Source organism: Caballeronia catudaia (assembly GCF_001544755.2).
In the GTDB taxonomy this organism is placed as follows: domain Bacteria; phylum Pseudomonadota; class Gammaproteobacteria; order Burkholderiales; family Burkholderiaceae; genus Caballeronia; species Caballeronia catudaia.
In genome coordinates this window covers 27,447-45,077 of sequence record NZ_FCOF02000003.1, presented here as the reverse complement: position 1 = coordinate 45,077, position 17,631 = coordinate 27,447, and the positions used below count along the sequence as shown (strand labels likewise).

The window sequence follows — 17,631 nt, the reverse complement described above, 5'->3', positions numbered from 1 at the left end:
AAAGCGCGGCCCTCGGGGCCGCGCGCTTGTCAGCCGCGCAGGAAGTCGGCCAGTTGATCCAGCGTGCCGCCATAGCCTTGTTCGAGCGAAGGCCGCAAGTTATCGAAATAACGTTGCTCCTGCTCGATCGCGCCGAACGGCTTCGCGCGCAGCGCTACCAGCGTCTTGCCATCGACATCGCTGAACGTCACCACATTTTCGATCTCCAGCGGGCACTCCTCACTGAACGGTGCGCGCGCGATGCCGCAATGCTCGTTCGCGAACGAGTTGAGCCACACGATACGCTCGCGCTTCACGATCTCACGATAGTTGAAGCGGCCCCACATCGCGGGAGCGCCTGCGAATTTCATCGCGTAGTGGAAGAAGCCGCCCGGATGGAACTCGAAGCGGCGCAAATCCAGCGTGCATCCCTTCGGGCCCCACCAGCGCGCGATCTGATCCGCGTCGCTCCATGCTTGCCACACGCGTTCGGGCGGTGCGTCGAATACGCGGTTCATTTCGAAGGTCACGCTTTGGGCGGCGGTGTGGTTACTTTGCGGCATGTTTTCTTCCTTTCGATGTCGATGATTTTTTCGGCTTCGTTTTCAACAACGCGTCGAGCTTGTCGAAGCTGTCCGTCCAAATCGACCGATATGCGTCGATCCAGCTCGCGACTTCACCGAGCGCGGCAGGCTCCAGTCGACAAGGGCGGGTCTGCGCGGCGCGTGAGCGCGAGATCAGCCCCGCGCGCTCCAGAACCTTGAGATGCTTGGAAATGGACGGCTGCGTCATCTCGAACGGCTCCGCGAGCTCATTCACGGTGGCCTCGCCGCTCGCGAGGCGTGCGACTATCGCGCGGCGCGTCGGGTCGGCGAGTGCCGCGAAAACCTGATTCAAGTTCTCTTCGCGCATGCGTTTCGATGGCCGATTGGTTATATAGCTGAGCGGTAATATACGAACGCGAATCGCGGCCGTCAAGTGCGGCATTCCGAAACGTGTTTTATGCTCGTGCATCGAAATCCGTGGGAGGCGACATGAGCGAAACGAATCGGCCATCGGGCGATGCATTGCCGCTCGATCATGTTTTCGACTTCGAGGGACAAGCCGTGCGCTACGGCGTGATCGGCGCGGGCGCGCCGCTCGTGATGGTGCATGGCACGCCGTTTTCATCGCAGGTGTGGCGGCGGATCGCACCGATCGCGGCACGTTCGCGGCGTGTGCATTATTTCGATTTGCCAGGCTACGGCGTGTCGGAGATGCGCGACGGACAGGATGTGTCGCTCGGCGTGCAGAATCGCGTGCTCGCGGCATTGCTCGATCACTGGCGCACCAACTGGGACGGCGCATTGCCCGATGTGCTCGCGCACGATTTCGGCGGCGCGACATCGCTCAGGGCCGCGCTGTTGAATGGCTGTGCGTATCGTTCGCTGATGCTCGTCGATCCGGTCGCGGTCGCGCCGTGGGGATCGCCCTTCGTGCGCCACGTGCGGCAGCATGAAGCCGCGTTCGCGGGCGTGCCGCCCTACATGCATCAGGCGATGCTCGACGCCTATCTGCAAGGCGCGGCGCATCGGCGTCTGGACAGCGAGACGCTGCGCATCTACACGCATCCTTGGACCGGAGAGCAGGGACAGGCCGCGTTTTATCGGCAGATCGCGCAGATGGATCAGCGCTATACGGATGAGGTTCAGTCGCGCTATGGCGAATTGACGTGTCCCGTGTCGATACTCTGGGGCGAAGAGGACGAATGGATACCGGTGGAGCGGGGTGTCGAGCTGGCGTCGCGCATTGCACAGGCGCGCTTCACGCGTGTCCCCGGATCGGGTCATCTGATGCAGGAAGACGCGCCCGAGGCGATCGTCGGCGAATGGCTGACGTTCATGGGCGCGATCGAATGACGAGCGACGTTCCGTTTATCGAAAACCAGTGTCGAAAGAAAGTGCACTCTCACGTTTTATTTTTCGCGCTCTCGGCGCGAAACGCTGCTTCGCCCGCGTCCGATATCTCGACCCATTTCTTGTCCGGCGCAGCATCGTCGACATAACTGTCGTGCCAGTTCCACCATTTGTAGGTCGCCGTTTGCGGATAGCCTTCGGGCGAGTCTTCCCACAATTCCTGACGGCCCAGCGGCGTGATGTCGAGATAATTCCACGTATTGCCCATCTGCTCGTCGCCGCGATTATTGAGGAAATAGGTGCGAAACACCCGGTCGCCATCGCGGAAGAACACGTTGGTGCCGTGCCATTCGTCGACGCTGAAGTCGGCATCGAAGGAATCGGTCAGCGTGAACCATGGAATATCCCAGCCCATGCGTTGTTTGAGCCGCGCGATGTCCTGCTGCGGCGCGCGCGATACGAAAACGAGCGTGGTGTCGCGCGCGTTCAGATGCGCGACGTGCGCCACCTGATCGGCGACCAGCGAGCAGCCGCGGCACGCATGCTCGGGCCAGCCGAATACGCCCGGCTCGTAGAACGCGCGATAGACGATCAGCTGGCGCCGGCCATCGAACAGATCGAGAAAGCCGATCTTGCCGTCCGGGCCTTCGAACATGTAGTCGGTTTTCACGGCCATCCACGGCATGCGGCGGCGCTCGGCGGCGAGCGCGTCGCGTGCGCGCGTGTGCGCTTTTTCCTTGACGAGCAACTTCTCGCGCGCCGCTTCCCATTCGTCTTTCGATACGACTGGCGGCATGCGCATTCCGGTCTGTGCGGCTGTCGTTCCTTTTTCGTCTGATGTAGTCATGGCGTTGGCAACCTCCTGAGTTGGGCGTTGTGTGCCGTGAGTTAGTCTGAACTCGAAATCGGATGCGGGGGAGTAACAAGTGTGACGCACATCGGGAATCCGCCGATGCGCGACACGATCTCAGGCCCACGACGCGCGCAGCGCATGCACCGCCTTCCAGTACGTGTAGAAACGGCCGGCGAACATGCCCGCGACGACGCCCGACACGGCGGCATCGATCACCACATATGTCGCGAGCGCCGCGACGTTCGTCGCCGTGGCCAGTTCGATGCCGAGCCAGAACTTCGTCGCGAACGTGGCGAGGATCAGCAAAAGCGGAACGACGGACCCCGGCGACATGACCGTCAGCGCAATCGGATCGACGATGTAACGCGTCCGGCTCGCGTTGAACACGCCGCCCACGAACCCCACGCCCAGCGCAATGGCCCACGCAGCGACGGCGGCCACGCCCGCGAGCGGCGCGGAAATCAGATGCGCGACGCCCATGCCCGCAAAAATAAGCGGAATGATCGCGAGCTTCGAAAGCGGCGTCGTTTGCGTCTGCAATGCCTTGACTCCGCGATAGACGAGGAACGCAAGCAGCAACCAGACCCAGGTCGGCGTGCCTTGAATGATGGCGAATAGCGACATGATCATCTCCTTCTCGGCGGTTGTTTGACGCAGATGATGACGCCCGAGAATTAGCCGCGAATGATGACGACGCGCCCGCTCGCGTCCGCAGATGACGATCCGTTCCGGAAAATAACTGAACGCAAAACCGCGCTCGACTCGAACGCGCGTTTTTTTTCCGGAATACGCCATTCAGCCTTTCGTCTCGCTCAATCCGAGCAAGCCGCGGATCGCGTCTTCGGTCTGCGCGTATCGCCCTTCGCCGAAGTGGCTGTAGACGATCTTGCCGTTCTGGTCGATCAGATACAGCGCCGGCCAGTATTGGTTGTTGTACGCGTTCCAGGTCGCGTATCTATTGTCTTGCGCGACCGGATACTCGATTCCGTATTTTTTGACGGCGTTCCGAAGATTGCCGAGATCGCGCTCGAACGTGTACTCGGGCGTATGCACGCCGACCACGACGAGCCCCTTGTCGCGATAGCGCGAATACAGCTCCTTCACATGCGGCAGCGTATGCGCGCAGTTGATGCAATCGAAGGTCCAGAAATCGACGAGCACGACCTTGCCGCGCAACTGTTTGAGATCGAGCGGCGCGCTGTTGATCCAGTTTTCGATGCCGGCGAAATCGGGCGCCTGCGCGCCGGTCTGCTGTGTCGTTTGCACGCCGGCCGCGATGCCGGTCGATGACAGTGCGGCGAGCGCGGCGACAGCGCCGAGCGCGGCGACCATCGCAGTGGCGACGGCCGCGATCTTGAGACGATCGAACATGACGGTTCTCCTTTTGAATCGACGATGAAGCGTATTGAAGCGCGGGGATGTATCGCGTCTGCGGGCGAATTGCATCGTCATGTGTCGACGAGGCGGTCAGACACAGTGAGATACGAAGAAGCGCGCGTTTGTATCGGCATGTATCCGGCGGCGCGGCCGATACATGCCGTTGCATCGCGCGCCCCTTCTGAAATTCCCGCGATACATGAAAGCGCTGAAATACGTCACATGGCCTGATGTGCCGTTTCCCCGGCGTTCGATGCCGGTCCGTCCAACTGCTTTCCATGGAAGACCGATCTCATGTCACTCATCGTCATTGCGTTTCTCGGCGGCGTGTTCACTGTGCTGAGTCCGTGCATCCTGCCGGTCGTGCCATTTGTGTTCGCGCGCTCGGACAAGCCCTTCATCACTGATCGACTGCCGCTTCTCGTCGGGCTCGCGGGCACGTTCGCGCTCGTGACCGCACTCGGCGTGGCCGGTCTCGCGGGCGCCGCGCAACTGAGCGAGTACGGCCGCTGGATCGCGCTCGCGACGCTCGCCCTGTTCGGCGCGGCGCTTCTGTTTCCATCCGTCGCCGACCGGCTCACGCGTCCGCTGTCGGCGCTCGCGGACCGCATCGTCGCGCGTTCGGAAACGCAGGGCACGACGCGCCGCATCGCTTCGTCGATGCTGCTGGGCGCCGCGACCGGCCTGCTGTGGGCGCCGTGCGCCGGGCCGATCCTCGGCGTCATCCTCACGGGCGCGGCCCTGCATGGCGCGAGCTGGCACACGGCTGCCGCGCTCCTCGCGTATGCCGCGGGCGCAGCCAGCTGGCTCGCGGTCGCGTCGACCCTCGGCAAGCGTGCGATGGATGCGCTCAAGCGATCGCTTGGCATCGGCGAGCATGTGCGCCGCGCAACGGGCGCGCTCGTGCTGGTCACGGTCGCCGCCATCGCGACGGGGCTCGATACGCGCGTGCTCGCGCTGATCCCCGGCGCGCCGACGAATGCTATCGAGAGCAAGCTCGTCGGCACGCTGAAGACGAAGCAGGCTGCGCACGTTCAATCGCAGAGGGCGCACATCATGCGCGTATCGACGCAGTCCGCGCTTCCGGTGCAAGGCAGATTACCGTCGCTCGATGGCGCGACGACATGGCTCAACTCCGCGCCGCTGTCCGCGAACGAATTGCGCGGCAAGGTCGTCGTCGTCAACTTCTGGACGTACTCGTGCATCAACTGCCTGCGCACGCTGCCGTATCTCAAGACGTGGGCGCAGCGTTATGGCGACGACGGGCTCGTCGTCATCGGCGTGCATACACCCGAATTCGGCTTCGAACGCGACACGGGCAACGTGAAGCGCGCGCTCGCGAACCTGAATATTCGCTACCCGGTCGCGATCGACAACGACTACGGCATCTGGCGCGCATTCGGCAATCAGTACTGGCCGGCGTTCTATATCGTCGATGCACAAGGGCGCGTGCGCTTCCATCATTTCGGCGAAGGCGGATATCGCGAGGCCGAGGACGCGCTTCGTCAACTGCTCGCCGATAACGGCAAGACGATGCCCGTGCACGATGCGCAAGCGGTTCAGGCAAACGGCGTACAGGCTGCGGCCGATCCGGCGAACATCGGTTCGGATGAGACCTATGTGGGCTACAGACAGGCGCAAGGCTTCGCGTCGCCGCAGCGCGTGAGGCCCGATGCGGTCGAAGACTATTCCTTGCCGACGCAGCTCCCGCTCAACGACTGGGCGCTTGCAGGAAAGTGGAACGTCGGCGGGGAAGCCGCGGTGGCGGCGGGGCCGCAGGCGCGCATCGCGTATCGTTTTCATGCGCGCGATCTGCATCTCGTTCTCGGGCCTTCGGCGGACGGCAAGCCGGTGCGCTTCCGCGTGACGATCGATGGCGCCGCACCGGGCGCATCGCATGGCGCCGACGTGGCCGCCGATGGCAGCGGCATCGTCACGAATGCGCGTCTTTATCAACTCGTGCGGCAGAGCGGAACTGTCGAAGACCGCACCTTCCAGATCGAGTTTCTCGATCCGGGCGCCCAGGTATTTAGCTTCACTTTCGGGTAACTTCTTAATCGTTTGTCCCAATCGACGCCGCGCCAAATAGCGCGGCGTCGACGCGTTTACCACATAAAAAGTGATTCAATTGGCCCTGCCTAGGTGCATTCCCTAGCTACTCCAGCGTCATTCCTTATAAAAGCCGCATCGGGAATGCCGCCCGCCCATTACGCTGTCGCCCGAAAAGCCCCGTCGCTGTTGGCATTGCGGTTTTCGCATTTCGAATCCCGATTTTTGAGCATCGGCTGCACCGCGCGCTTGCATTACCAGAAGTATTGAAAAGCGCTCAGAAAATGTCGGTGGGCGATCGAAATTGGCCATGTACGCTTCATTCAACGCAATGAACGCCGGAATGCAACGGCAGCGTCCAATCCGAAGCGTCATTGCAACGGTTTCCCTTTTTCGAACTAGGTGGAATGACCCGATGATTCCCAACCTAACTCTCGCACCCGACGACGCCACGAATCAGGTTTCCTCGCAGTCAGGAACCGAATCGCTGGCGCGCTCCGTTGCGGCGTCCAAGACCGAAATCCTTACGGTCAAAAACCTTTCCAAGATCTTCGGCGCCAAGCCGGAGCGTGCTCAGGAGCTACTGAATCAAGGCCTCGGCCGCAATGAAATCTTCGCGCAAACCGGCAACATGGTTGCCGTCGACGATGTCAGCCTGTCGGTCAATGCGGGCGAAATCTTCGTCATCATGGGCCTGTCGGGCTCGGGCAAATCGACGCTCGTGCGTCTGCTCAACCGTCTCATCGAGCCGACCTCCGGCCAGGTGATTCTCGAAGGCCGCGACATCGCGCCGATGAGCGTGCCCCAACTGCGCGCCGTTCGCCGCGAAAAAATGGCGATGGTGTTCCAGTCGTTCGCGCTTCTGCCGAACCGCAGTGTCATCGACAACATTGCTTACGGCCTCGAAGTCGCCGGCAAGAAGAAAGCGGATCGTTATGAAGTGGCCCGCGCCGCGTTGACGCGCGTCGGTCTCGCTTCATACGAAAAGCTCTTGCCGAGCGAGTTGTCCGGCGGCATGCAGCAGCGCGTCGGCCTGGCTCGCGCGCTGGCGGTGAATCCTTCGGTGCTGTTGATGGACGAAGCGTTCTCCGCGCTCGATCCGCTCATCCGCTTCGAAATGCAGAACGAACTGCTGCGTCTTCAGAAGGAAGAGCAGCGCACGATCGTGTTCATTTCGCACGATATCGAAGAGGCGGTGAAGATCGGCGGTCGCATCGGCATCATGAAGGACGGCCGCCTGATTCAGGTCGGCACGCCGGCCGAGCTGATCCAGTCGCCCGCCGACGACTACGTGCGCGACTTCTTCCGCAACGTCGACGTCTCGCGCTTTCTCGAAGCATCGAGCCTGATGACAAAGGTGGAGCGTGGTCTCATCGCGTGCAATACGAGCGCGCCGTCCGAGCGTTATCTCAACAGCCTGATCGACAGCGGCGCGGAATGCGGCTATGTCTGCGATGAAAGCGGCCGCTATCAGGGCTGCGTGACGCCCGCGTCGCTGCACAAGACCGGCGCGCGCCCGATCAGCGACGCGTTGCTGCACGACGTCGCGGCCGTGCCGCTCAACACCGATTTGCATGAACTCGCGGCCATCGCGCTCAATCAGGAGCACGACGTGCCGGTTACCGACGAACAGGGCAGACTCGCGGGCGTGGTGTCCTGCCGCACGATTCTCAAGCAGGTCATGGAGCGGAGGGCAGCATGAATTCAGGGATCTTTGGAAAGTTCGCCGAAGACATCGTCAACTTTCTTTTCTCGCACTTTCGCGGCGGTTTCGACGCATTTTCCGCCGGGCTGGGCGCGGTCATCAAGGTGCTGGAAGATGGCCTCGGAGCGGTGCCGTTCATCGCGATGCTCGTGATTCTCATGGGCCTCGCGCTGTGGAGAAAGGGCGTCGTGTTCGCGGTGTTCGTCGGCCTCGCGCTGTACGCCATCAATTACATGGGCCTCTGGGCGCAGACCGTTTCGACGCTCGCGCTCGTCATCGCGGCGACCTTTTTCAGTCTCGTGATTGGCGTGCCGCTCGGAATCTGGGGGGCGCGCAACAAGCGTGTCGAAGTCATCCTGCGCTCGCTGCTCGACTTCATGCAGACGATGCCCGCGTTCGTGTACCTGATTCCCGCGGTGATCCTGTTCGGTCTCGGCCGCGTGCCCGCGGTGATCGCGACGATCGTGTTCGCCATGCCGCCCGTCGTGCGTCTCACCACGCTCGGCATCAAGCAAGTGCGTGAGGAATTGCTCGAAGCGGGCCGCTCGTTCGGCAGCACGGATACGCAACTGCTCTGGAAGATTCAGTTGCCCAATGCACTGCCTTCGATCATGGCGGGCGTGAACCAGACCATCATGATGGCGCTGTCGATGGTGGTGGTCGCCTCGATGATCGGCGCGGGCGGTCTCGGCGAATACGTGTTGAGCGGCATTCAGCGGCTCGATATCGGCATCGGCTTCGAAGGCGGGCTCGGCGTCGTGCTGCTCGCAATCATTCTCGATCGTCTGACGGAAAGCTTCGGCGTGAAGTCGAAGAAGAAAAAGAAGGTCGTGTCCACGCCGCTCAAGCCGACGGCGACGGGCAAGGCCGCGCAAACCTGAAATTGATTCACGTCGCCAACCTCTACATACCGAATTGACAGATACGGAGTCCGAAATGAACAAGCGCCTTATTAAATCAATGATCGTCAAGATCGTGACGCCGGCCATCGTCGCGTTCGGGGTCGGCGCGAGCCCGGCGATGGCCGCCGATCCGCTCAAGATCGCCGTGACGAACTGGGCCGACGTGCTTGCCGTGGCCAATGTCGCGAAGTACGTGCTCGAAACGCAGATCAAGCAGCCGGTGCAGTTCGTTCAGGCGGATATCGGCATCCAGTATCAGGGCGTGGCGCGCGGCGATCTGGACATCATGGTCGGCGGCTGGCTGCCCGTGACGCACGGGCAGTACGTCGCGCGCTACAAGGATCAGCTCGACGATGTCGGCATCATCTACACCGGCGGCAAGAACGGCTGGGCCGTGCCCGCGTATGTGCCCGAGTCGCAGCTTTCGTCGATCGAAGACCTGAAGAAGCCCGAAGTGCAGAAGCAACTGAACGGCACGATCCAGGGCATCGAGCCGGGCGGCGGGCTGATGCAGGCATCGGAAAAGACGATCAAGGCGTATGACCTGTCGGGCTACAAGCTGCAATCGGCGAGCGAGGCGGGCATGCTCGCGTCGATCCAGCGCGCTTACGGTTCGAAGCAGTGGATCGTCGCGACCGTGTGGAGCCCGCACTGGCTGTTCCAGAAGTGGCAGATGCGTTACCTGAAGGACCCGAAGGGCACGCTCGGCGGCGAAGAGCAGGTTCACGCGTTCGCATCGAAGCAGTTCGCGACGAAGTTCCGGCGCGCGGATGTCTTCTTCAAGCACTTCAAGATGACGCTGGCGGATGTCGAAGCGATCGAGTTCGAAGGCAATTCGACCAACGACTATGCGACGGCCGCGAAGAAGTTCGTCGACGCACACCCGGACAAGGTGAAGGCTTGGCTGCAGCAGTAAGCTGGTTTTAGACCTATCGTAGAGCCGTAACGCAGGATTTCCCCGGAGTTTTCCCGTGAACGAGTACTCGCGCTTCTTTGGCGAAAGCCTGCAGAGTCATGATCCCGTGATCGCATCGGAGATCGCTTTGGAGTTGCGCCGTCAGCAGACGCAGATCGAACTGATCGCTTCCGGAAACATCGTGTCGTCGGCGGTGATGGAAGCGCAGGGCACGGTGCTGACGAACAAGTACGCGCAAGGGTATCCGTCGCGCCGTTATTACGGCGGCTGCGAGCATGTCGATCGCATCGAGGCGCTGGCCATCGACCGCGTGAGCGCTTTGTTCGATGCCCAGTTCGCCAACGTGCAGCCGCATTCGGGCGCACAGGCGAACGGCGCGGTCCTGCTCGCGCTTCTGAAGCCGGGCGACACCGTGATGGGCATGTCGCTCGATGCGGGCGGCCATCTCACGCACGGTGCGCATCCGGCGCTGTCGGGCAAGTGGTTCAACGCGTTGCTATACGGCGTGAACCCGGACACGCTGCGCATCGACTACGAAGAAGTCCGGCGGCTCGCGGAGCAGCATCGTCCGAAGCTGATCATCGCCGGCTATTCGGCGTATCCGCGCGCGCTCGATTTCGCCGCGTTCCGCGAGATCGCCGATAGCGTCGGGGCATTACTGATGGTGGACATGGCGCATATCGCGGGCATCGTCGCGGCGGGGCGGCATCGGAATCCGGTGCCGTTCGCCGATGTCGTCACGTCCACGACGCATAAAACGCTGCGCGGCCCGCGCGGCGGCTTCATCCTCACCAACGACGGCGATATCGCCAGGAAGATCGACTCCGCGATCTATCCCGGCTTGCAGGGCGGTCCGTTGATGCATGTGATCGCCGGCAAGGCCGTTGCGTTCGGCGAAGCGCTGCGACCGGAATTCACCGCGTATATCGATCGCGTGCTGCGCAATGCGCAGGCGCTCGGCAAGGTATTGCAGGCAGGGGACTTGAGCCTCGTGACGGGCGGCACGGACAACCATCTGCTGCTCGTCGATCTGCGCGGCAAGGGTCTCACCGGCATGCAGGCGGAAAAGGCGCTGGAGCGCGCGGGCATCACGTGCAACAAGAACGGCATTCCCTTCGACACCGAAAACCCGACGGTGACTTCCGGCATCCGTCTCGGCACGCCTGCGGCGACGACGCGCGGCTTCGGCACTGCGCAGTTCGAGCAGGTCGGCGAGATGATCCTCGCGGTGCTGTCCGCGCTCGAAAACGAACCGAACGGCGACGCGCACGTCGAGCGCGCGGTGCGCGCCCGCGTGCGCGATCTGTGCAGTCTGTACCCGATCTATTCACATGCGGAAGCGCTCGTCTGACGAGCGACACGCATGACCACACACGATTCACTCAACAGAGAGTCAACCATGAGCTTCGAAGGCGTACATACCCCGCTGGTCACTCCGTTCAAGGCCGACGGCGAAATCGATCACGACATGCTCGGCAAGCATGCCGCCAGTCTCGTCGGCCGCGTCGCCGGCATGGGCGTCGGCGGCACCACGGGCGAATACTATGCGCTCAGCTTCGACGAGCGCGTGAAAACGCTGGACACGGTGGCCTCCGCCGTCGGCGGCAAGACGTATCTCACCGCAGGCATCAATGCGACGACGACGACCGAAGTCCTGCGCCTCGGCAAGGAAGCGAAGCGCGCGGGCTATGACGCGTTGCTGGTCGCCGCGCCCTACTACGTGCAGCCGACACAGGACGAACTGCTGGCGCACCTGTTGAAGGTCGACGACGCGCTCGACATGCCGGTCATGCTGTACAACTTTCCGGCGCGCACCGGCACGGCCATCGGCGATGAAGTCCTCGACAAGCTGCTCGAACGCCCGAACTTCGCCGCGATGAAAGAGAGCACCGGCGATATCGCGCATCTCCACCATCTCGCGACGCATCTGCCGGATCGCTTCGTCCTGAGCTGCGGCATGGACGACCAGGCGCTCGAATTTTTCGCGTGGGGCGTGCGAAGCTGGGTCGCGGGCGCATCGAACTTCCTGCCGGAAGCGCATACGGCGCTGCTCGAAGCCTGCGTGAAGCAAGGCGATTTCACCACCGGCCGCAAGTTGATGACGCAACTCCTGCCGGTGCTCGAACTGCTGGAGCGCAGCGGCAAATTCATCCAGTATGTGCGTTATGGCTGCGAGCTCGCGGGCACGCGCGTGGGCAATGCGCGCGCGCCGCTCGGCACGCTCAATGACGAAGAGCGCAGCGCCTTCGCCAAGATCGTTCAACCCCTGCTGCGCAACGCTCAGTAAGTCACGTGCATGGCCTCGAAACTGGACTTCGTGCGGTTTCCCGCACCGGATGGTGTCAACGGCTGGTGGGAAAGCCTGCCCCCCGCCGCGCCCGCGAAGGGCGTGACGGGTGAGCAGCGCTTCGACTACGTGGTGGTCGGCGGCGGTATCACCGGCCTGTGCGCGGCGCGGCGGCTCGCCGAGCTGGCGCCGGATGCGTCTATCGCGCTCGTCGAGGCGGACCGCATCGGCCGCTCCACGGCGGGTCGCAATTCCGGCTTTTTCGTGGATTTGCCGCACGACATCAGCAGCGAGAGTTACTCGCGCAGTGTCGAAGCGGACAAGGCCGATGTGCGGCTGCAACGCCACGGCATCGATTACGTGCGCAGCACGGTGAAGCAGTACGGCATCGAGTGCGACTGGCGTGACGACGGCAAGTATCACGCGTCGGTGAACAAGAAAGGCCACGCGGCGCTGACGCATTTCGCCGATGGCCTTGCGCGCATCGACGAACCGTGCGAATGGCTCGACGACGCGGCCATCGCGAAAGTGACAGGCACGAGTTTTTATCAGAGCGCGCTCTTTACGCCGGGATGCAGCACGGTCCAGCCGGCGGCGCTCATGCGCGGTCTCGCGGCCACGCAGCCTGCGAACGTGACCATCTTCGAAATGAGCGCGGTGAAGGGCATGGAAACGGGCCGTGAAGCGCGCCGCCAGACCAAGCTCCTGAGCTTCGCGAACGGCAAGATCGAAGCGAAGCGCGTCGTGCTGTGCACCAACGCGTATGCGGCGACTTTCGGCGGCCATCCGAACGGCTTGTTGCCGGTGTACACGTTCGCGTCGATGTCGCGCGTGATGACCGATGACGAGATCGCGCGGCTCGGCGGCATGAACTCGTGGGCGCTGATTCCCGCCGACCCGATGGGCACCACCGTGCGCCGTCTCGCAACGAACCGCATTTGCGTGCGCAATCACTTCGCGTTCCGGCCGAATCTATCGGTATCGGAGCACGATCTGGCGAAATCGAAGCATCTGCATCAGCGCTCGTTCGACCGGCGCTTTCCGATGTTGAAGGATGTCGAACTTCAGTACACGTGGGGCGGTGCGCTGTGTCTGTCGGCGAACAACGGCGCGCTCTTCGGTCAGCGCGACGACGGCGTGTACGAAGCCGTCGGCTGCAACGGGCTCGGGCTGAGCCGCGGCTCGGCGGCGGGCAAGCTCATCGCCGAACATGCGCTGGGGCAATCGAACGATCTGATCAATCAGCTCCTGAAACAGCCGCATCCACGCTCGCTGCCGATACGGCCGATCGCGGACGTCGCGGTATCGGCGGCGATCTGGGTGAAGGAATTCTCGGCGGGCGCCGAACTTTGAATCTGTGAGGACATGACATGACGACGCTTAAGGAATGGCAGCGCAAGGCACAAGACCTGGCGCTCGATGGACGGGCCTTCATCGCGGGACAACGCTGCAATGCGGCATCGAATGAAACCTTCGCCACGCTGAATCCGTCCACGGGCAAGGTGCTCGCCGAAGTCGCGAAGTGCGACGCGAAGGACATCGACCGCGCGGTTATCGCGGCGCGCGACGCGTTCGAATCCGGCGTGTGGTCGAAGGCCGCGCCGTCGCATCGCAAAGCGGTGCTGCAACGCCTCGCGCAACTCATCGACGACAACGCGGAAGAGCTCGCGCTGCTCGAAGCGCTCGAAGCGGGCAAGCCGATCAGCGAATGTATGGGCCTCGATATCCCCGAATCGGCGGCGTGCATCCGCTGGCACGCGGAAGTCACCGACAAGCGTTACGACGCGCTGTCGCCATCGGGCGCGAGCGTCGTGTCGATGATCACGCGCGAGCCGATCGGCGTCGTCGGCGCGGTGCTGCCGTGGAATTTTCCGGCGCTGATGCTCGCATGGAAGATCGGGCCGGCGCTGTCCGTGGGCAACAGCGTGATCGTGAAGCCGGCGGAACAGACCTCGCTGTCGACGCTGCGCATCGCCGATCTCGCGCACGAAGCGGGCGTGCCGCCGGGCGTGCTCAGCGTCGTCACGGGCTTCGGCGAAAGCGCGGGCCAGGCGCTCGGCGTGCATGCGGATGTCGATCTCATCGCGTTCACCGGCTCGACCGAAACCGGCAAGCGCTTCCTGCGCTATTCCGCCGATACGAACCTGAAGCGCGTCGTGCTCGAATGCGGCGGCAAGAATCCGCAGGTCGTGTTGCCCGATGTCGCGAACCTCGACGCCGTCGCGGAGCAGGCCGTCGCCGCCGCGTTCTGGAACATGGGCGAGAACTGCAGCGCGGGCTCGCGCATCCTCGTTCATACGAGCCAGAAGGCCGAATTGCTGCAAAAGATGCAGGCCGTGCTCGAAGGCTGGCGAACCGGCGATCCACTCGATCCCGAGGTCAAGCTCGGCTCGCTCATCGAGGAAAAGCATTACGAAAAGGTGCTGAGTCACATCGAGAAGGCGAGGGCCGAAGGCGCGCGCGTCGTCTGCGGCGGCAATGCGACACTGAAGGAAACGGGCGGCTGGTTCGTCGAGCCGACCATCTTCGACAACGTCACGCACGAGATGAGCATCGCGCGCGACGAGGTCTTCGGCCCGGTCGTGTGCGTTATCGAATATGCTGACGTCGACGAGGCCGTGCGCATCGCGAACGATACGTGCTACGGACTCGCGGCATCGCTGTGGACCGATAACGTGAACCAGGCGCACAAAGTCGCGGCGCGCATCCGTGCGGGCACCGTGACCGTGAACTGCTTCGGCGAAGGCGATCTTTCGACGCCCTTCGGCGGCTTCGGGCAGTCCGGCTTCGGCGGACGCGACAAATCGGTCTACGCGCACGACCAATACTGCGAGCTGAAGACGACCTGGCTGAAGCTCGAATGATTGCAGGCGAGGCGCTATGCACATTGGCTTCATCGGCGCCGGCACGATCACTCGGGCGATCGTGACCGGCATGATCCGTTTCGGCGTTCCTTTCGAACGCATTGTTTTGTCGCCGCGCAATGCGGACATCGCGGCTCAACTGGCCAAGATGGATTCGCGCGTCGAGGTTTGCGAGAGCAATCAGGGCGTGCTCGATGCATCGGACGTCGTGTGTCTCGCGGTCGTGCCGCAGATCGCGCCCGACGTGCTGAGCAGTTTGGCGTTCGAGGCGCGGCATCACGTCATCAGTTTCATCGCGGGCATGTCGCTCGATCAGATTCGCGAACTCGTGCGCCGCTCGGCCAAGGTGGTGCGCGCGGTGCCGCTGCCGGCGGTCGCGGTGGGCAAGGGCAGCACGGCGATCTGTCCACATGACGAGATCGCGGCTGCGCTATTTTCTCCGCTCGGCGAAGCGGTCGAAGTCGACGACGAACATCAGTTCGACGCGCTTTCCGCCGTCACTGCAACGATGGCGAGCTTCTTCGCGCTGCTGGAGGAACAGGCGTCGTGGCTCGTCGCGCAAGGGCTGCCGTATGCGTCGGCCCGTTCGTTTTTGGCGGGCTATCATGTGGGTCTCGCTCACGAAACGACGCAGGGCGACGCGCCTTTCTCGGCGATGATCGGACACGCGAGCACACCCGGCGGCCTCAACGAGCAGCTTTGGCGCGAGTTATCGGAGCGGGGCACGTTCGCGCATTACGCGGAGGCGCTCGACAGGATCATGCGCCGCGTCCAAGGGCGCGGATGAGCGGGCAAAACACCTGGAACGATTGATAAATCGCCAGCCCTGAAGGTGATTCACATGCAGAAGAAACAGCAGTTCGCGGACAGGCTTCTCGCCCAGATGCCCTCGCTGCGGGCGCTTCGGTGCTTCGTCACCGCAGCGCGATATGAAAGCTTCACGCAGGCCGCCGAAGTGCTGTGCGTCACGCAGGCGGCGGTGAGCCGGCAGATCAAGGAGCTCGAAGACACGCTCGAAGTCGCGCTCTTCGAGCGCACCGGCCGGCATATCGCGCTGACGGACGCGGGCCGCATTCTCTACAACGCGTCGTATCTGTCGATCATGAATATCGCGGAGGCGGCGCAGGCAGTCAGGCGCGTCGATCGTCACGCGCTCACGCTTTGCATCTCCCATACGTTTTCGGCGCTGTGGCTGTCGTTCAGATTGCCCGCATTCCGCCAGCGCTTTCCGAACATCCGCCTGCATGTGATGGTGACCGAGCACTTCATGGAGCTCGACGATCTCATGGAGCCCGATGTCATCATCACGAAGAATCCGCCGCGTGAGCAGGAATACGAAGTCGAGCCGCTGTTTCACGACATCGTTTATCCGGTATGCAGCGTTCCGTTTCATGAACGCTACTTTCATGGCCGCACGCTGAAGCCGCTCGATCTGCTCGCGCATCCCACGTTGAGTCTTTCGCTGCTCGGGCGCGCGCAAGTGTGCGAGCACGTCGACTGGCGCGTGTGGAAGAACTGGTATCAGCAAGGCGACGGTTCCGAGCGCCTCGATCAGCACGACGATCTGGAAAGCAACGACTATCGGCTGCTGGTCGCGCAGGCCGAGGCGGGCGAAGGCACCTTGCTCGGCTGGCATCATCTCGTGCATCGTCAGGTCGAGCAGAAAAAACTGGTCCGTCCCGTCGACGACGCGCTCGTGTTCCACGACCGTCATCACTACATCATCACGCATCGCAATGCGAAATCGCGCCCGGAATATCTGCAGTTTCGCCAATGGCTCGACGAAGAGATCGCCACGATGATGCAGGGATGGCCGGCGGCCGAAGCGAAGGCCGTCGCGTGAGCGCAGCATGAAAACGGCAATCGAAAAAACGAAGGGATACCGGCGGCTGATTCCTTCGGTGACGGCGCTCGTCGAGTTCGAAGCGGTCGCGCGGCTCGGCAGTTTCACGCTCGCGGCGCACGAATTGGGTGTCACGCAGGCCGCCGTGAGCCGGCAGGTCAGGTTCCTCGAAGAGACGCTCGGCCAGCGGCTCTTTCGCCGGTTGCATCGCGCAATCGAACTGACCGATGAAGGCGAGGCGCTGTACCGCGTCGTCGCCGAATCGATGCAGAAGATCGCGAGCGTGTTCGACCGCCTCGCACGCGGCCCCGTGCAGCAGGAACTCGTGCTCGCGGCGACCTCCGCGTTTTCGCATTTTCGTCTGCTGCCGCGCCTCGCGTCGCTGAAGGCGGCGCATCCCGATCTGCAATTGCGCCTGTCCACGCAGATGTTCACGGCCGATTTGCGGCACAAGGAAATCGACGTCGCCGTGCGCTTTGGCAACGGCACCTGGCCGGACGGTACGGCGATGCTGCTCTTCGACGAGGAAGTGTTTCCGGTCTGCTCGCCGTCATTGCTTCAGACGCGTTCCGAGCCAGCAACGCTCGAAGACGTCGCGAGCGCGGTGCTGGTCGAATCCGATTCGACCATCGAAGGCTGGATGGGCTGGGAAGAGTGGTTCAACGCGGTCGGGCATCGTCCGATGCGGCTGAACTTCGCGCTGCGCTGCAGCCTCTACACCGACGCGATTCAGGCCGCGCGCTTCGGTCAGGGCATCGCGCTCGGCTGGGGCCGGCTCGTGCACGATCTGCTCGCGAGCGGCGAGCTCGTCAGGCTGCCGGTGGCGTCGTTCAAACCGCCCGAATCGTACTTCGTCGTGGTGCCGCACGGCCGTACCATCACGCCCGCCATCGACGGTCTGATCAATTGGCTGCGCGAAGGCGCGGACGCATAACCCAAAGTAACTCCACGCCGAAAATAA

18 protein-coding genes are annotated in these 17,631 nt (G+C 62.8%); 12 read left to right on the top strand and 6 right to left on the bottom strand.

All coding sequences use genetic code 11. From position 1 onward, the window contains the following. Nucleotides 1-29 precede the first annotated feature (29 nt). Nucleotides 30-542, bottom strand: a complete 513-nt coding sequence (locus AWB75_RS04085) for an SRPBCC family protein (RefSeq protein ID WP_061122803.1) — start codon at nt 540-542, stop codon at nt 30-32. Then, nucleotides 529-891: an ArsR/SmtB family transcription factor gene (locus AWB75_RS04080; RefSeq protein ID WP_061122802.1), complete on the bottom strand. Its 363-nt coding sequence runs from the start codon at nt 889-891 to the stop codon at nt 529-531. Before AWB75_RS04080 ends, AWB75_RS04085 begins: the two co-directional genes overlap by 14 nt. 122 nt (nt 892-1,013) lie before the next feature. Here AWB75_RS04080 and AWB75_RS04075 point away from each other — a divergent pair, with 122 nt between their 5' ends. Then, the gene (locus AWB75_RS04075; RefSeq protein ID WP_061122801.1) at nt 1,014-1,877 is read left to right on the top strand and encodes an alpha/beta fold hydrolase; all 864 of its coding nucleotides are present in this window, start codon (nt 1,014-1,016) and stop codon (nt 1,875-1,877) included. A gap of 49 nt (nt 1,878-1,926) precedes the next feature. On the opposite strand, the gene AWB75_RS04070 is transcribed toward AWB75_RS04075, so the two are convergent. The 3 genes from AWB75_RS04070 to AWB75_RS04060 form a co-directional block, all read right to left on the bottom strand. Next, entirely contained in the window at nt 1,927-2,721 is a 795-nt protein-coding gene (locus tag AWB75_RS04070) for a DUF899 domain-containing protein (RefSeq protein WP_061122800.1), read from the bottom strand. 120 nt (nt 2,722-2,841) lie between these two features. After that, entirely contained in the window at nt 2,842-3,351 is a 510-nt protein-coding gene (locus AWB75_RS04065) for a DUF6622 family protein (protein ID WP_061123033.1), read from the bottom strand. A 171-nt stretch (nt 3,352-3,522) separates the two neighbouring features. Next, complete coding sequence (locus tag AWB75_RS04060; RefSeq protein WP_061122799.1) at nt 3,523-4,098, bottom strand: thioredoxin family protein; 576 nt, start codon at nt 4,096-4,098, stop codon at nt 3,523-3,525. A gap of 300 nt (nt 4,099-4,398) precedes the next feature. On the opposite strand from AWB75_RS04060, the gene AWB75_RS04055 reads away from it, so the two are divergent. Then, nucleotides 4,399-6,153, top strand: coding sequence for a cytochrome c biogenesis protein DipZ (locus AWB75_RS04055; RefSeq protein WP_061122798.1), 1,755 nt, complete (start codon nt 4,399-4,401; stop codon nt 6,151-6,153). A gap of 117 nt (nt 6,154-6,270) precedes the next feature. Here AWB75_RS04055 and AWB75_RS36900 read toward each other — a convergent pair whose 3' ends face one another. Next, nucleotides 6,271-6,465, bottom strand: a complete 195-nt coding sequence (locus tag AWB75_RS36900) for a hypothetical protein (protein WP_143746400.1) — start codon at nt 6,463-6,465, stop codon at nt 6,271-6,273. A 103-nt stretch (nt 6,466-6,568) separates the two neighbouring features. On the opposite strand from AWB75_RS36900, the gene AWB75_RS04050 reads away from it, so the two are divergent. Genes AWB75_RS04050 through AWB75_RS04005 form a run of 10 tightly spaced genes read left to right on the top strand, consistent with a single transcriptional unit; the run spans nt 6,569 to nt 17,604 of the window. Then, nucleotides 6,569-7,855 carry a quaternary amine ABC transporter ATP-binding protein gene (locus AWB75_RS04050; protein ID WP_061122797.1) on the top strand — a complete coding sequence of 429 codons (1,287 nt, stop codon included), beginning with the start codon at nt 6,569-6,571 and terminating at the stop codon, nt 7,853-7,855. Continuing rightward, the gene (locus tag AWB75_RS04045; protein WP_061122796.1) at nt 7,852-8,739 is read left to right on the top strand and encodes an ABC transporter permease; all 888 of its coding nucleotides are present in this window, start codon (nt 7,852-7,854) and stop codon (nt 8,737-8,739) included. The genes AWB75_RS04050 and AWB75_RS04045 overlap by 4 nt, the downstream gene beginning before the upstream one ends. A 55-nt stretch (nt 8,740-8,794) precedes the next feature. After that, entirely contained in the window at nt 8,795-9,676 is an 882-nt protein-coding gene (locus tag AWB75_RS04040) for a glycine betaine ABC transporter substrate-binding protein (protein ID WP_061122795.1), read from the top strand. Between the two features lie 55 nt (nt 9,677-9,731). Then, nucleotides 9,732-11,027 (top strand): serine hydroxymethyltransferase, encoded by a 1,296-nt coding sequence (glyA, locus tag AWB75_RS04035; protein WP_061122794.1) that lies wholly within the window; start codon nt 9,732-9,734, stop codon nt 11,025-11,027. A 48-nt stretch (nt 11,028-11,075) separates the two neighbouring features. After that, a complete protein-coding gene (locus AWB75_RS04030; RefSeq protein ID WP_061122793.1) occupies nt 11,076-11,963 on the top strand; it encodes a dihydrodipicolinate synthase family protein in 888 nt (295 codons plus the stop codon). Between the two features lie 9 nt (nt 11,964-11,972). Then, on the top strand, nt 11,973-13,316 hold the full coding sequence (locus AWB75_RS04025; protein WP_061122792.1) for an NAD(P)/FAD-dependent oxidoreductase: 1,344 nt from the start codon (nt 11,973-11,975) through the stop codon (nt 13,314-13,316). A 17-nt stretch (nt 13,317-13,333) separates the two neighbouring features. Beyond that, nucleotides 13,334-14,827: an aldehyde dehydrogenase gene (locus AWB75_RS04020; protein ID WP_061122791.1), complete on the top strand. Its 1,494-nt coding sequence runs from the start codon at nt 13,334-13,336 to the stop codon at nt 14,825-14,827. A gap of 16 nt (nt 14,828-14,843) precedes the next feature. Further along, entirely contained in the window at nt 14,844-15,614 is a 771-nt protein-coding gene (locus tag AWB75_RS04015) for a pyrroline-5-carboxylate reductase (protein ID WP_061122790.1), read from the top strand. Between the two features lie 54 nt (nt 15,615-15,668). Continuing rightward, complete coding sequence (locus AWB75_RS04010; protein WP_061122789.1) at nt 15,669-16,670, top strand: LysR family transcriptional regulator; 1,002 nt, start codon at nt 15,669-15,671, stop codon at nt 16,668-16,670. 7 nt (nt 16,671-16,677) lie between these two features. Next, nucleotides 16,678-17,604 (top strand): LysR substrate-binding domain-containing protein, encoded by a 927-nt coding sequence (locus AWB75_RS04005; protein ID WP_061122788.1) that lies wholly within the window; start codon nt 16,678-16,680, stop codon nt 17,602-17,604. Nucleotides 17,605-17,631 lie beyond the last annotated feature (27 nt).